This is a genomic window from Pseudomonas sp. AN3A02, from assembly GCF_011765255.1.
Classification (GTDB): Bacteria; Pseudomonadota; Gammaproteobacteria; order Pseudomonadales; family Pseudomonadaceae; genus Aquipseudomonas.
The window spans coordinates 197239-211864 of record NZ_JAARNI010000002.1 but is presented as its reverse complement, the minus strand read 5'-3'; the positions used below and the strand labels follow the sequence as shown (position 1 = coordinate 211864).

The window sequence follows — 14626 nt, the reverse complement described above, 5'->3', positions numbered from 1 at the left end:
TGGCGGAGGGGGGGCTTGTTCAGCCGGCAGCCCGGGCCATCTGCCGCGCGGCGTCATTGCGCCAGCGGGCCAAGTGTTCGTCGGCGTAACGCCGCACACAGCGCAGTACAGAACTCTCGTGCTGCACCAGGAAGAAGTGGTGACCGTCGAACATGTCGAGGGAGAAACCGCTGGCGGTGTCTTGCTGCCAGTCCAGCAGTTGGTCGGCACGCACACTGTCCTGCTTGCCGCCAAAGACATGGATCGGCAGGGGCAGCGGCTCGCGCTCGCCATACTCGAAACTGCCGCAAAGAAGGAAGTCGGCCCGCAGGATCGGCAACATCAACTGCATCAGTTCGGCATTGGCCAACACCTCTTCGCCGGTGCCCTTGAGTTCACGCAGGCGGGCGATCAGTTGCTCGTCGTTTTTCTCGATGGCGTATTCGCTGACATCGCGACGGGCCGGGCCGGCGGTACCCGACGCAAACAGCGCCAATGGCTGCGGTACACCACGCTCACGCAGGGCATGGGCCAGCTCGAACGCCAGCAGACCGCCGAGACTGTGGCCGAACAAGGCGTAAGGCTCGTCCAGTTCCGCACTGATTTCATCGGCCAGTTGCGCGGCCAATGCCTTGATATCGCGCTGCAAGGGCTCGTCCATGCGCATGCCGCGTCCCGGCAGTTCCAGCGGCCGCACCTGCAACCACTCGGGCAGCGCCCGCCGCCAGCGGCTGTAGACCATGGCGCTGGCGCCGGAATACGGCAGGCAAAACAGGCGTAATCGAGCCGGCGTGTTCATTTCAGACCACTCCCGCTCACACGATAAAAACCCATTTTGTCCTCCTCCAGGCGCTGATCCTTGGCCGGTTTGTTAACTGGCCTGTCACCCATGAGAACGGATGGCACCTGGAAATAATTAGTCAGCGAGACGCGGTTCACACCTATCGATAAAGCATAAGATTAGTTCGTCTTCTCATTTGACAATCATTATCATTAAGCATAATTTGTTGCCCGATGTGTAGGAGGCCTCAGCAAGGACGCCCTCCCCCAACCTCTTTTGCAGCAAGGTGATTTCCATGACGGAACAAGTATCCACAGGCAGGTGCGACTCACCCCTACTCCAGGCCTTCGTCGATAACCGACTGATCCTGGTCAAGATCGCAGCACGCATTACCGGCTGCCGCTCCCGCGCCGAAGACGTGGTGCAAGACGCGTACTTCCGGTTGCAATCGGCACCCACCATTACGTCGTCGTTCAAGGCGCAGCTGAGTTACCTGTTTCAGATCGTGCGTAACCTGGCCATTGATCACTACCGTAAGCAGGCGCTTGAGTTGAAATACTCCGGCACTGAAGAGGAAGGCTTGAATGTGGTTATTCACGGGGCTTCGCCTGAGACATCGCACATCAACTTTTCGACGCTGGAAAATATCGCGGATGCGTTGACGCAGTTGCCTCAACGCACGCGTTATGCGTTTGAGATGTACCGGTTGCATGGGGTGCCGCAGAAGGATATTGCCAAGGAGCTGGGGGTTTCGCCGACGCTCGTGAACTTCATGATTCGGGATGCGCTGGTGCATTGCCGGAAGGTTTCCGGGACTCATAGCGACACGTTTGCGCGGCGGGTTTGATTGGCTCTGCTGCTGGGTGAATATCCGTTATTTAGGTAACGGCTGCCTATGGTTCCGCTCTTACAGCGGCTCACTTTTGAAAAGCGCAAAAGTAAGCAAAACGCTCTTGCCCCACCACTCGGCACCTCGCTTGGGCTCGGTGTGCCCGAACGAAGGCTTTGGAGCGTGGGCCGCCGCGACGGGCCATCCATGGCCCGGCGCGGCTAACCCGGCGTCCTGCCGGGTTACCCACGCTCCAAAGCCTGCGTTCGGCCAGCGTGGTTTAACGGGGCGCCTAAGATCAAGATCAAAAGCAGATCAAGAGCACAGCGGCCTCCCGGCCGGCTTGAGTGTTGTAAATCAACAGCAAAAGCTGAAGCGGGCACGGTCCAAATGTGGGAGCGGGCTTGCTCGCGAAGGTCGTTAACGACGACGCGGGCATTCAGGATGAACGCGGCGTTCTCAGGTTTTTCGCGAGCAAGCTCGCTCCTACAGAAAAGCAGCTCTGCTTTCGCTCTGGATCTTGCCTCTGCTTCTAACACTCAAGCCGGCCTGTAGGCCGCTGTGCTCTTGCTTTTGATCTGCTTTTGATCTGACTGCCCCATTCAGCCCGAGGCCGAACGCAGGTATTGCGGAGCGGGTAAACCGGCAGGACGCCGGTTTAGCCGCGCCGGGCCATGGATGGCCCGTCGCGGCGGCCCGCGTAGCAATGCCGGAGTGAGGGAACACCGAGCCTAGGCGAGGTGCCGACAGGCGGGGCAGAGCGTTTTGGTTACTTTTGCGCTTTTCAAAAGTGACCCGCTGTAAGAGCGGAACCATAAGCGGCCGTTACCTAAACAACGGATATGCCCCCGATCAAACCAACCCACACCGCTCAAAAAACCGCTCCCGCCCCAGGATCATCAACGCCGCCCGCTTATGCGGAAAATCAAACTCCTTCTCACAGTGGAAACACTGATTCTGCATATGCCCAATCATCCGCCCGTTATCCGCGCGAGGCTCCGCCACCACACGCTGCGTACGCGGATCATCAAGAAACAGGTAATGCACCAACGCCGACAACCAACTCGCCACCTTATGCGGCCCCCGGTGATGCTCCTCACCCACCAACATATGAATCCCGCGATCGTAATCCGCCACGTCATAGAACGGCGCAATCCGATCCTCCTTGGCCCAATACGCCTCGAAATACGCAAACGGCTCATCGTCGAAACACCCGATCAACGTCAACGCATGGGGATCCGCGTCCAGCTTGTCCAGATACTCCCGATGCTGCTCCAGGCTGCCACTTTCCTGCCAGAAATTCGCCACCCGCGTACTGTTCTGCCAACGATTGAATCGCGCCAGATCGACGTCAATCTCAACCGTGCGCAGCGAAATCCAAGCCCCCAACCGCGCATCAAACCGCCGATAAACCTCACCCCGCGGCTTCGGCGCGCGAGCGGGATGGCGCTTGCCACCACTGATCATCATCTGCTGCGGATAAGTCCCGGTCACCGACTGCCCCAACCACGGTTGCGGCAATTGCCAAAACAACGTGCGCTCACAATAAAACTGCCCGGCAACCTCGGTCGCCACCAGCAACCCACTGCGCAACGCATCCTCCGGCGCATGCTCAAGACGCCAGGCCAGCCGTTGACGCTCAGGCTCTTTGGTAAACAGCCAGTAACACGCCGCCCACAAAGCACGGGCAGCCGGCACACGGTCGGGCTCCTGCAAATGCACCAGCAGCTCATCACCCCGTTCAAGGCGCAAACGAATCAGCGGCTGCCCCTCAAGGGTCAGGCTCAGACGGCTGTCAGTTTCATCAGCATTCAGGGCAGGCCCCGCCGGCAACGGCAGGACAGACAGGTCATTCAGATTGGACATGGGATGGGCTCACGAATCGTCGACAGTTCAACAAGTGACGTGAGCCAGGGGCAAAAATTTAGACGATCACGGCACCGGCATCACATCGATGCGGTAAGGCTCGAAGATCTTCAGCAACTGGCCATTGTCCCGCAGTTGCTTGAGCAGCCCGGCGAACACCGGCCCCGTGATCGGCGCCTTGGGCCGCAGCAGCGCGAAATGGTGGTACACCTGGTCAATCCGCTCGGACACCAGGAACTGCCCCGCCGTCTCGGTGTTGCGCACCAGGAAATCGCTGAGGTAGGAGCGTGTTACCAATGCAATGTCGGCACGGCCCCGGGCGACCATCAACAGGTTGCTGTCGTGGGAATAGGTCAAGGTGGCGTTGAAGTGCTCCGCCATGTTCCTGGGGTCGGGGTTGAAGTTGGCGAACGCGTAGTGATAGCCGCTGAACACCGCCAGGCGCTTGCCGGTCAGCTCAGTGAAGTACGATTGGTCGCGGCCGGGCTCACGCTGGGCGACGAAGATTTCCGCGTCTTCCAGGCCCATGTCGACTGCCGTGTGGGGGATGTCCTGCCAACCCCATGCCGGATTTTCGAAGATCGCCATATCCACCCGGCCTTGCTGGAAATCGCGAAAGCGCCGGGGGATCGAGGTGGGCACCAGCACAAACTGGTAATCGGTTTGCAGGGCATTCAAGGCTTCCAGCAATTGCGGCAGCAACCCGGTGTCGGCGCCCTGCTCCGGGCGCACGGTGTACGGTGGAAAATGCGCAGCCCCCACCCTCACCAACTGAGCGGCCGAAGCCGGCATCAGCCACAGTGTGCCAAGTGCCAATATTGAGAGTCCTGCAGCCAATCGCCAGGGCGAAAACATCAAGGCACACACCGTCGAAAACTTTGATCCCGCTAAGCTAGGCGTTTTTGTCTATCGAGACAACTTTCCGCCACACAATTAATAGCTTGCGCGTACGGACTAGTCAGCTTTCAAAACCATTAGCAAGGCTTCATCGGCCAGTTGCTCCAGGGTCATGCTGCCCTGGGCGCGAAACCAGGTGGTGGTCCAGGACAGGGCGCCGGTCAGGAAACGCCGGGTGATAAACACATCGCCCCGGATATAACCGACGTTTTTCGCCTCCCCTAGCACCTGCAACCAGATGTCTTCGTAGATATCGCGCAAGGCCAGTACCTGGGCCTGGCCCTCGGCCGACAGTGAACGCCATTCATACACCAGCACCGCCATGGCCTCGCCGCTGCCGCCCATGATCGACTGCAATTCGCAGCGAATCAGTGCCAGCACCCGCTCGCGCACGTTGTTCGCCTCGGCCAGGGACGCTCGCATCAGGGCGGTGTTGTAGTGGATGGTTTCCTCCATCACCGCCCGCAGGATTTCGTCCTTGCTCTTGAAGTGATGAAAGATGCTGCCGGACTGGATCCCGACCGCGCCGGCCAGGTCACGCACGGTGGTGCGCTCAAAGCCTTTGTTGCGAAACAGGTGGGCCGCGGTTTGCAGCAACTTGCCACGGGCACTGTCGGGGTCGGTCAATTGGCCGGCGTCGACCATGGTGCGCATCACCCGCAGGGCTTTTTGCTCATCCATGCTGCTCTCCTTAACTTCTGGTTACGTCTTGGGCGGCAATTTAGGCCGTGGCAGCCAACCAAGCAAGCGCTTGGGGCAAAGTTGTGACCAGAGTTTACAAACCAAGCGCTTGCTTGGTAGTGTTGGTACCAGCAAACCAGAGGAAGGACGCCCCATGAACAAGACGGTACGCATCGGTTGCGCCAGCGCCTTCTGGGGCGACACCTGCACCGCCGCTGCGCAGTTGGTAGAAGGCGGTGCGCTGGATTACCTGGTGTTCGACTACTTGGCCGAAGTCACCATGTCGATCCTCGCCGGGGCACGGATGAAAGATCCCCAGGCCGGCTATGCCACGGATTTCATCGAGGTGCTGACGCCACTGCTGGCGGATATCCAGCGCCAGGGCATCCGCGTGATCAGCAATGCCGGCGGCATCAACCCTCAGGCCTGCGCCGCCGCGTTGCAGGCGGCCTGCGACCAGGCGCAAATCCCGTTGAAGATCGCCGTGCTGCTGGGGGATGACCTGCAACCGCAGTTCAAGCAACTGCACGGCATCACCGACATGTTCAGCGGCGCACCTTTGCCGGCGATGTGCGTGTCCACCAACGCTTACCTCGGCGCGCCGGGCATCGTGCAGGCGCTGACGCTGGGCGCCGATATCGTCATCACCGGCCGTGTGGTCGACAGCGCAGTGGTGAGCGCAGCGCTGGTGCATGAATTCGCGTGGTCCTGGCAGGACTACGACCGCCTGGCCCAGGCGGCATTGGCCGGGCATATCATCGAATGTGGCGCCCAGTGCACCGGCGGCAACTTCACCGATTGGCGCGAGGTGCCGGACTACGAACACATCGGCTTCCCGATTGTGGAGGTCAGCGCCGACGGCCAGTTCACCGTCAGTAAAGTCGACGGCACCGGCGGGCTGACCAGCGAACTGAGCGTCGCCGAGCAATTGCTGTATGAAATCGGCGACCCGCGCGCCTACCTGTTGCCCGACGTGATCTGCGACTTCAGCCACGTAAAGCTCCAGCAACAAGGCAAAAACCGCGTGCACCTGCACGGCGCCAAAGGCCTACCGCCCACCGACCAGTACAAGGTCAGCGCCACTTACCCGGACGGCTTTCGCTGCACCGCCAGTTGCCTGATTGCCGGGATCGACGCGGTGGCCAAGGCCGAGCGGGTCAGCCAGGCGATCATCAACAAAACCTCAGAGCTGTTAAGCCAGCGCGGCTGGGCGCCCTACACCGACGTCAACATCGAACTGTTGGGCAGCGAAGCCACCTACGGCCCCCACGCCCAACGCCAGGACTGCCGCGAAGTGGTGGTGAAACTGGCGGTGCGTCACCCGAGCAAACAGGCGCTGGTGCTGTTCGCCCGGGAGATCGCCCAGGCGGCCACCGGCATGGCGCCGGGGCTCACCGGGATCGTCGGCGGGCGGCCCACGGTGTATCCGCTGATTCGGCTGTTTTCGTTCCTGATCGATAAAAGCGCCTGCCAATTGCAGGTCGACTTTCTTGGCGAGCGGCATGCCTGCGAACTGCCTGGCACCGAACCGCTGAACACTCCCATCGCCTTGATCGACCCACCCAAACCCCAAGGCCGCGCCGACGCCAACGTGCCGCTGATCAAACTGGCCGTGGCCCGCTCTGGCGACAAGGGCAACCACAGCAACATCGGCGTGATCGCCCGCGAGCCCGAATACCTGCCGTGGATCGCCGAAGCGTTGACCCCCGAAGTGATCGTCGACTGGATGAGCCACGTGCTCGACCCGATCCACGGCCGCGTCGAACGCTGGTACTTGCCGGGCAGCCACAGCCTGAACTTCCTGCTGGAAAACGCCTTGGGCGGCGGCGGGATTGCCAGCCTGCGCATCGACCCCCAAGGCAAGGCCTTCGCCCAGCAACTGCTGGAAATACCGATTGCCGTGCCGCAGCACATTGCCGATCAATTCACTTAAAGGACCCACGCCGTGGCCTTCGACTCGATCTTCAAAGCCGACTTGTTCCAGGGGCAGACCATCATCGTTACCGGCGGCGGCAGTGGCATTGGCCGCTGCACCGCCCACGAGCTGGCAGCCCTCGGCGCCCATGTGATCCTGGTGGGTCGCAAGCCGGAAAAACTGCAAACGGTCGCGGCGGAGATCAGTGAAGACGGCGGCCGCGCCAGCTGGCAGGCCTGCGATATTCGTGATGAAGAAGCGGTCAAGGCGCTGGTCAGCCAAATCCTTCAGGAGCACGGCCCGGTTCATGGCCTGGTGAACAACGCTGGCGGCCAGTACCCCTCGCCGCTCGCGTCGATCAATCAGAAGGGCTTTGAAACGGTGTTGCGCACCAACCTGGTGGGCGGTTTCCTGATGGCCCGGGAAGTGTTCAACCAGTGCATGAGCACGCACGGCGGGTCCATCGTCAACATGCTCGCCGACATGTGGGGCGGCATGCCGGGCATGGGCCACTCCGGCGCGGCACGTTCGGGCATGGACAACTTCACCAAGACCGCTGCATTCGAATGGGGTTACGCCGGGGTGCGGGTCAACGCCGTGGCGCCGGGCTGGATTGCATCGAGTGGCATGGATACTTACGAAGGCGCGTTCAAGGCGGTGATCCCGACCTTGCGCGAGCATGTACCGCTAAAACGCATCGGCACCGAATCGGAAGTCAGCGCGGCGATTGTGTTTTTACTCAGCCCCGCCGCCGCGTTCGTCAGCGGCAGCACCTTGCGCATCGACGGCGCCGCCAGCCTCGGCAGCCGCGCCTGGCCGCTGCACAAGGCGCAACCGCCGAGTGCGTCCTTTAACGGTTTCCACCGGGCGTACTTGCCGGACGTGCTCAAGGAGGAGAAATAAGCCATGCCGGTGATCGACTCGCAACTCGACGCCCACAGCCCGCAATTCGCGCAGAACCGCGAAGCAATGCTCACAGGCGTCAATCAACTGCGCCAGCTGGAGCAAAACCTGTTGAGCAAGGCCGCCGAAGCCAAGGCCAAGTTCGACAAGCGCGGGCAACTGCTGCCACGGGAACGCCTGAATTTGCTGCTGGACCCGGGCGCGCCGTTCCTCGAGCTGGCGAGCCTGGCCGGCTACAAACTGCACGACGACAAGGACGGCAGCGCCGCCGGCGGCGGGTTGATCGCCGGCATCGGCTACGTCAGCGGCGTGCGCATGCTGGTGGTAGCCAATAACAGTGCGATCAAGGGCGGAACCATTTCCCCCTCGGGCCTGAAAAAATCCCTGCGCCTGCAACAGATCGCCATGGAAAACAAACTGCCGGTGGTGACGCTCGCAGAAAGCGGCGGCGCCAACCTCAACTACGCTGCCGAGATTTTCGTCGAAGGCGCACGCAGCTTTGCCAACCAGGCGCGGATGTCGGCCATGGGTTTGCCGCAGATCACCGTGGTGCATGGCTCGGCCACGGCGGGCGGCGCCTATCAGCCGGGGCTTTCGGATTACGTGGTGGTGGTGCGCGGCAAGGCCAAGCTGTTTTTGGCCGGCCCGCCGCTGCTCAAGGCCGCCACCGGCGAAGTCGCCACCGATGAAGAACTGGGCGGCGCCGAGATGCACGCGCAAACCGCCGGGACTGCCGAATACCTGGCGGAAAACGACGCTGACGGTGTGCGCATCGTGCGTGAGATCGTCAGCTTGTTGCCGTGGGATGATCGCTTGCTGCCTGTGCCAAAGCGCGCTTATAGCGAGCCGCTGTACCCGATTGAAGAGCTGTTGGGACTGATCCCCGACGATCCGAAAAAGCCCTACGACGTGCGCGAAATCCTCGCGCGACTGGCGGATGGTTCCAACTTCCTGGAGTTCAAGGGCGAGTTCGATCCGCACACCGTTTGCGGCCACTTGCATATCCAGGGCCGCGCCTGTGGTTTTATCGGCAACAACGGGCCGATCACACCGAAGGGCGCGAGCAAGGCCGCACAATTTATCCAGCTGTGCGACCAGAGCCAGACACCGCTGCTGTTCTTCCACAACACCACCGGCTTCATGGTCGGCACCGAGTCGGAACAGCAAGGCGTAATCAAGCATGGCGCGAAGATGATCCAGGCGGTGGCCAATGCCCGGGTGCCGAAATTGACCATCGTCGTCGGTGGTTCCTACGGTGCTGGCAACTACGCGATGTGCGGCCGCGGTCTCGACCCGCGTTTCATCTTCGCCTGGCCCAACAGCCGCACCGCCGTGATGGGTGGCGCCCAGGCGGGCAAAGTGCTGCGGATCGTCACCGAAGCCAAGCAATTGAAAGACGGCCTGGTGCCCGACCCCAAAGTGCTCGACATGCTCGAACAGGTCACCGCACAGAAACTCGACAGCCAGTCCACCGCCCTCTACGGCAGCGCAAACCTGTGGGACGACGGGCTGATTGATCCACGTGATACACGAACCTTGCTCGGGTTTCTACTGGACATCTGCCACGAGGCCGAAGTGCGGCAACTACAGCCCAACAGCTTTGGTGCAGCGCGGTTTTGATGATCGTTCCCACGCTCCGCGTGGGAATGCAGCCCGGGACGCTCCGCGTCCCCATAGGGAGAACAACAAAAATGATTTTCACCCAGGAACACGAAGAGCTGCGTCGCACCGTCCGTGGCTTTGTCGAGCGCGAGATCAACCCCCACGTCGATGAATGGGAAAAGGCCGGACGCTTCCCGATCCACGAGATCTTCCGCAAGGCCGGCGACCTTGGTTTGCTGGGTATCTCCAAGCCGGAAAAATTCGGCGGCATGGGCCTCGACTACAGCTACTCCATCGTCGCCGCCGAAGAGTTCGGCAGCATCCGCTGCGGCGGCATCCCGATGTCCATCGGCGTGCAAACCGACATGTGCACCCCGGCGCTGGCCCGTTTCGGCTCCGATGAGTTACGCGAAGAATTCCTGCGCCCGGCCATCAGCGGCGAGCACGTGGGCTGCATTGGCGTCTCGGAAACCGGCGCCGGCTCCGACGTAGCCGGGCTGAAAACCCATGCCCGTAAGGACGGCACCGACTATGTAATCAACGGCAGCAAGATGTGGATCACCAACTCACCGAGCGCCGACTTTATCTGCCTTTTGGCCAACACCTCGGACGACAAACCGCACATCAACAAGTCGCTGATCATGGTGCCGATGAACACCCCGGGTATCAGCGTCAGCCCGCCCCTGGAAAAGCTCGGCATGCACAGCTCGGAAACCGCCCAAGTGTTTTTCGACGACGTGCGCATCCCCCAGCGCAACCGCATCGGCCATGAAGGCGCGGGGTTCATGATGCAGATGCTGCAGTTCCAGGAAGAGCGACTGTTTGGCGCGGCCAATATGGTCAAGGGCCTGGAGTACTGCATCGACAGCACCATCGAGTACTGCAAGGAGCGCAAGACCTTCGGCAAGCCGTTGATCGACAACCAGGTGATCCACTTTCGCCTGGCCGAACTGTCTACCGAAATCGAATGCCTGCGGGCCTTGGTGTACCAGGCCACCGAGCAGTACATCAAGGGCCAGGACGTGACGCGACTGGCCTCGATGGCCAAGCTCAAGGCCGGGCGCCTGGGACGGGAAGTGAGTGACAGTTGCCTGCAATATTGGGGCGGTATGGGGTTCATGTGGGACAACCCGGTGGCCCGGGCTTATCGGGATGTGCGGTTGGTGTCGATTGGCGGCGGGGCGGACGAGATCATGCTGGGGATCATCTGCAAATTGATGGGCACCTTGCCGGGGAAAAAGTCGTGAATACGTTGTTGCTGGAGCCGCATAACGGGGTGTTGCATGTGACGCTCAATCGGCCTGACAGCCGGAATGCCATGAGCCTTGAGATGGTGACCGAGTTGCGGGCGGTACTGGCCGATGTGTCAGGGGATAAAGCCTTGCGGGCGGTGGTTATCAGTGGCGCCGGTGGGCATTTTTCGGCGGGTGGGGATGTGAAGGACATGGCGCGCGCCGGGGCCACGGGTGGGTTGCAGGCGTTGAACCGGGCGTTTGGCGCACTGCTGCAGGAAGTTGAGGCGTTGCCGCAGGTGGTGATTGTGGTGCTTCAGGGGGCGGTGCTGGGGGGCGGGTTGGGGTTGGTGTGTGTCAGTGATGTGGCGATTGCGGATCATCAGGCGCAGTTTGGGTTGCCGGAGACCAGCCTTGGGTTGTTGCCGGCGCAGATTGCGCCGTTTGTGGTGAAACGTATCGGGCTGACTCAGGCGCGGCGGTTGGCTTTGACGGCGGCGCGGTTTGATGGGGTTGAGGCGCTGCGGTTGGGGTTGGTGCATTTTGTGGAGCACGATCCGCAGGCGTTGGCGGAGCGGGTGGATGAGGTGTTGGGGCAGGTTTTGCGTTGTGCTCCGGGGGCTAATGCGCGGACCAAGGCGTTGGTCTTGGCCAGTGGTGAGCAGGCTTTGGGGCCGTTGCTGGATCAGGCGGCTGAGTGGTTTGCCGAGGCGGTTTGGGGCGAGGAAGGGATTGAGGGGACTCAGGCTTTTGTGCAGAAGCGCAAGCCGCGGTGGGCGCGATGAATTGGGGGCATATCCGTTTCTGCGGTGATGGCCGCTATTGGTTCCGCTCTTACAGCGGGTCACTTTTGAAAAGCGCAAAAGTAACCAAAACGCTCTTGCCCCACCACTCGGCACCTCGCCTAGGCTCGGTGTGCCCTCACTCCGGCTTTGGAGCGTGGGCCGCCGCGATGGGCCATCCTTGGCCCAGCGCGGCTAACCCGGCGTCCTGCCGGGTTACCCACGCTCCAAAGCCTGCGTTCGGCCAGCGTGGTTTAACGGGGCGCCTAAGATCAAGATCAACAGCAGATCAAGAGCACAGCGGCCTACAGGCCGGCTTGAGTGTGGTGAAGCAACAGCCAAATCAAAAGCTAAAGCGGGCACGGTTCGAAATGTGGGAGCGGGCTTGCTCGCGAAGGTCGTTAACGATGACGCGGGCATCCTGAATGAACGCGGCGCCCTCAGGTTTTTCGCGAGCAAGCTCGCTCCTACAAAGAAGGAAGCCGGCCGGGAGGCCGCTACAGGCTGGCTTCAGTGTGGTGAAGCAAAGGCAAAATCAAAAGCTAAAGCGGGCACGGTTCAAAATGTGGGAGCGGGCTTGCTCGCGAAGGTCGTTAACGATGACGCGGGCATCCTGAATGAACGCGGCGCCCTCAGGTTTTTCGCGAGCAAGCTCGCTCCTACAGAGAAGGAAGCCGGCCGGGAGGCCGCTACAGGCCGGCTTGAGTGTGGTGAAGCAACAGCCAAATCAAAAGCTAAAGCGGGCACGGTTCAAAATGTGGGAGCGGGCTTGCTCGCGAAGGTCGTTAACGATGACGCTGGCATTCTGGATGAGCGCGGCGCCCTCAGGTTTTTCGCGAGCAAGCTCGCTCCTACAGAGAAGGAAGCCGGCCGGTAGGCCGCTGTGCTTTTGCTTTTGATTTTGATCTGACTGCCCCATTCAGCCCGAGGCCGAACGCAGGCAGTGCGGAGCGGGTAAACCGGCAGGACGCCGGTTTAGCCGCGCCGGGCCATGGATGGCCCGTCGCGGCGGCCCGCGGAGCAATGCCGGAGTGAGGGAACACCGAGCCCAGGCGAGGTGCCGACAGGCGGGGCAGAGCGTTTTGGTTACTTTTGACTGGGCCGGCATTCCGGCTTTTCAAAAGTGACCCGCTGTAAGAGCGGAATCCATAGCGGCCGTTATCGCAGGAATGGATATGTACTCGACCGACAGACCAAGGACCAACTCATGTTCAACAAAATCCTGATCGCCAACCGTGGCGAAATCGCCTGCCGCATCCAGCGCACCGCCCAAGCCCTGGGCTACCGCACCGTGGCGATCTACAGCGACCCCGACGCCAACGCCCTGCACGTCCAGATGGCCGACGAAGCCGTCAACATCGGCCCGGCCCCGGTCAACCAGTCCTACCTGAACATCGAAGCCATCCTCAACGCAGCCCACCGCACCGGAGCCGACGCCATCCACCCCGGCTACGGCTTCCTCTCCGAAAACCCCGACTTCGCCCGCGCCTGCGCAAACGCCGGCCTGACCTTCATCGGCCCCAGCCCCGAAGCCATCGAATTGATGGGCAGCAAACGCCTTTCAAAAGTCGCCATGCTCAACGCCGGCGTCTCCTGCATCAAAGGCTACCAAGGCCCCGACCAGGACGACCCAACCCTGCAACAGCAAGCCGACCAAATCGGCTACCCGCTGATGATCAAGGCCAGCGCCGGCGGCGGCGGTCGCGGCATGCGCCTGGTGCACAGCCCCGACACCCTGCTGGAACACCTGCGCACCGCCCGCTCCGAAGCGCAAAACGCCTTCGGCAGCGCCGAACTGATCCTCGAACAAGCCCTGATCGCCCCCCGCCACGTCGAAATCCAACTGTTCGGCGACACCCACGGCAACCTGATCTACCTCGGCGAACGCGACTGCTCGATCCAGCGCCGCCATCAAAAAGTCATCGAAGAAGCACCCTGCCCCGTCATGACCCTTGAGCTGCGCCAAGCCATGGGCGAAGCCGCGCTGAAGGCCGCCCGCGCCGTCAATTACGTCGGCGCCGGCACCGTCGAATTCCTCCTCGACCGCAACGGCAATTTCTACTTCCTGGAAATGAACACTCGCCTCCAGGTCGAACACCCCGTCACCGAACTGATCACCGGCCTCGACCTCGTCGCCTGGCAACTGCAGATCGCCGCCGGCCAGCCGCTCCCCCTGAGTCAGGACCAAGTAACCCTGAGCGGCCACGCCATGGAAGTGCGCCTGTACGCCGAAGACCCGGCTCAGGGTTTCCTCCCGCAAACCGGCGATGTGCTGCGCTGGGAACCGGCGGCCGGTGTGCGCATCGACCATGGCGTGCTCGAAGGCCAGCGCATCACCCCGTTCTACGACCCGATGCTGGGCAAGGTCATCGCCCACGGCGCCACCCGCGAAGAGGCTCGGCGCAAGCTGGTCAGGGCCGTGGAAGACTGCGTGCTGCTCGGCGTATCCACCAACCAGCGCCTGCTGGCCAGCCTGCTCAAGCATCCAGACTTCATCGCCGGCGAGTTCAGCACCGGTTTTATCGCCGAGCATTTCAGCGACATCACCCGAACCCACGCGACCAACGCCGAACTGGCCCTGGCCGCCGCGCTGTTTTACCAACACAGCGCCAGCACTCACACCCAGCCGCTATCCGGCTGGCGCAACAACGCCAGCGTGCCATGGCGTTATCAGTTGGCCGACCAGGATGAGCCACGGGCAATCAGCCTCAGTGTGCTGGCGGAGAATTGCCTGCAAGTCGAGATTGATCAGCACGCCATCGAAATACGCGACCTCAGCATCGACGGACGCTGGGCCATAGCCGTGGTCAACGGCATTCGCCGCCGCATCGCCTATCACTTGCAGGGCACACAGCTTTGGCTGCCCGGCATATGCATCACCAACCGAACCCAAACCGTTGCCACCCGCCAGGCCGAGGCCAGTAACGGCATGGTCAAGGCGCCGATGGATGGCGCGATTGTTGAAGTTCGGGTCAGCGAAGGCGACTTGGTCAGCAAGGGCCAGCTTTTGCTGGTGCTGGAAGCGATGAAAATGGAGCACCCACTCAAGGCCGGCATGAGTGGTGTGGTCAAGCGAATCCAGGCCGTTGCAGGAGATCAGGTCAGGAGCCGTCAGATTTTGCTGGAGATCGAGTAACCGCTGGGCGGAACTAGCAGGCT

The 14626-nt window shown here is 61.6% G+C and carries 12 protein-coding genes; 8 read left to right on the top strand and 4 right to left on the bottom strand.

Annotation, left to right across the window (positions count from 1 at the left end):
* Positions 1-19: 19 nt before the first annotated feature.
* The gene (locus HBJ59_RS10720; protein ID WP_167663526.1) at positions 20-778 is read right to left on the bottom strand and encodes a thioesterase II family protein; all 759 of its coding nucleotides are present in this window, start codon (positions 776-778) and stop codon (positions 20-22) included.
* Between the two features lie 277 nt (positions 779-1055).
* Between HBJ59_RS10720 and HBJ59_RS10715 the strand changes: the two genes are divergently transcribed.
* Positions 1056-1607, top strand: coding sequence for an RNA polymerase factor sigma-70 (locus tag HBJ59_RS10715; RefSeq protein WP_076015319.1), 552 nt, complete (start codon positions 1056-1058; stop codon positions 1605-1607).
* An 834-nt stretch (positions 1608-2441) separates the two neighbouring features.
* Here the strand turns inward: HBJ59_RS10715 and HBJ59_RS10710 are convergent.
* The 3 genes from HBJ59_RS10710 to HBJ59_RS10700 form a co-directional block, all read right to left on the bottom strand.
* Entirely contained in the window at positions 2442-3455 is a 1014-nt protein-coding gene (locus HBJ59_RS10710; RefSeq protein ID WP_167663525.1) for a GNAT family N-acetyltransferase, read from the bottom strand.
* A gap of 66 nt (positions 3456-3521) precedes the next feature.
* Positions 3522-4310, bottom strand: coding sequence for an ABC transporter substrate-binding protein (locus HBJ59_RS10705; RefSeq protein WP_076015317.1), 789 nt, complete (start codon positions 4308-4310; stop codon positions 3522-3524).
* A gap of 99 nt (positions 4311-4409) precedes the next feature.
* Positions 4410-5033: a TetR/AcrR family transcriptional regulator gene (locus HBJ59_RS10700; protein ID WP_167663524.1), complete on the bottom strand. Its 624-nt coding sequence runs from the start codon at positions 5031-5033 to the stop codon at positions 4410-4412.
* A gap of 154 nt (positions 5034-5187) precedes the next feature.
* Here HBJ59_RS10700 and HBJ59_RS10695 point away from each other — a divergent pair, with 154 nt between their 5' ends.
* The 7 genes from HBJ59_RS10695 (at position 5188) to HBJ59_RS10665 (ending at position 14603) form a co-directional block, all read left to right on the top strand.
* Entirely contained in the window at positions 5188-6966 is a 1779-nt protein-coding gene (locus HBJ59_RS10695; protein ID WP_167663523.1) for an acyclic terpene utilization AtuA family protein, read from the top strand.
* 12 nt (positions 6967-6978) lie between these two features.
* The gene (locus tag HBJ59_RS10690) at positions 6979-7851 is read left to right on the top strand and encodes an SDR family oxidoreductase (protein ID WP_167663522.1); all 873 of its coding nucleotides are present in this window, start codon (positions 6979-6981) and stop codon (positions 7849-7851) included.
* A gap of 3 nt (positions 7852-7854) precedes the next feature.
* The gene (gene atuC / locus HBJ59_RS10685; RefSeq protein ID WP_167663521.1) at positions 7855-9471 is read left to right on the top strand and encodes a geranyl-CoA carboxylase subunit beta; all 1617 of its coding nucleotides are present in this window, start codon (positions 7855-7857) and stop codon (positions 9469-9471) included.
* Between the two features lie 71 nt (positions 9472-9542).
* Positions 9543-10700: a citronellyl-CoA dehydrogenase gene (atuD, locus tag HBJ59_RS10680; RefSeq protein WP_076015312.1), complete on the top strand. Its 1158-nt coding sequence runs from the start codon at positions 9543-9545 to the stop codon at positions 10698-10700.
* Positions 10697-11470, top strand: coding sequence for an enoyl-CoA hydratase/isomerase family protein (locus HBJ59_RS10675; RefSeq protein ID WP_076015311.1), 774 nt, complete (start codon positions 10697-10699; stop codon positions 11468-11470). Before atuD ends, HBJ59_RS10675 begins: the two co-directional genes overlap by 4 nt.
* A 382-nt stretch (positions 11471-11852) precedes the next feature.
* Positions 11853-12344, top strand: a complete 492-nt coding sequence (locus tag HBJ59_RS10670) for a hypothetical protein (RefSeq protein ID WP_167663455.1) — start codon at positions 11853-11855, stop codon at positions 12342-12344.
* Between the two features lie 330 nt (positions 12345-12674).
* The gene (locus tag HBJ59_RS10665; protein WP_167663520.1) at positions 12675-14603 is read left to right on the top strand and encodes an acetyl/propionyl/methylcrotonyl-CoA carboxylase subunit alpha; all 1929 of its coding nucleotides are present in this window, start codon (positions 12675-12677) and stop codon (positions 14601-14603) included.
* The last annotated feature ends 23 nt before the right edge of the window (positions 14604-14626 follow it).

Excerpts from the sequence above, each read along its gene's own strand:
- HBJ59_RS10720 (WP_167663526.1), bottom strand. The coding sequence starts at position 778 with ATGAACACGCCGGCTCGATTACGCCTGTTTTGCCTGCCGTATTCCGGC.
- HBJ59_RS10715 (WP_076015319.1), top strand. The coding sequence starts at position 1,056 with ATGACGGAACAAGTATCCACAGGCAGGTGCGACTCACCCCTACTCCAG.
- HBJ59_RS10710 (WP_167663525.1), bottom strand. The coding sequence starts at position 3,455 with ATGTCCAATCTGAATGACCTGTCTGTCCTGCCGTTGCCGGCGGGGCCT.
- HBJ59_RS10705 (WP_076015317.1), bottom strand. The coding sequence starts at position 4,310 with ATGTTTTCGCCCTGGCGATTGGCTGCAGGACTCTCAATATTGGCACTT.
- HBJ59_RS10700 (WP_167663524.1), bottom strand. The coding sequence starts at position 5,033 with ATGGATGAGCAAAAAGCCCTGCGGGTGATGCGCACCATGGTCGACGCC.
- HBJ59_RS10695 (WP_167663523.1), top strand. The coding sequence starts at position 5,188 with ATGAACAAGACGGTACGCATCGGTTGCGCCAGCGCCTTCTGGGGCGAC.
- atuC (WP_167663521.1), top strand. The coding sequence starts at position 7,855 with ATGCCGGTGATCGACTCGCAACTCGACGCCCACAGCCCGCAATTCGCG.
- atuD (WP_076015312.1), top strand. The coding sequence starts at position 9,543 with ATGATTTTCACCCAGGAACACGAAGAGCTGCGTCGCACCGTCCGTGGC.
- HBJ59_RS10665 (WP_167663520.1), top strand. The coding sequence starts at position 12,675 with ATGTTCAACAAAATCCTGATCGCCAACCGTGGCGAAATCGCCTGCCGC.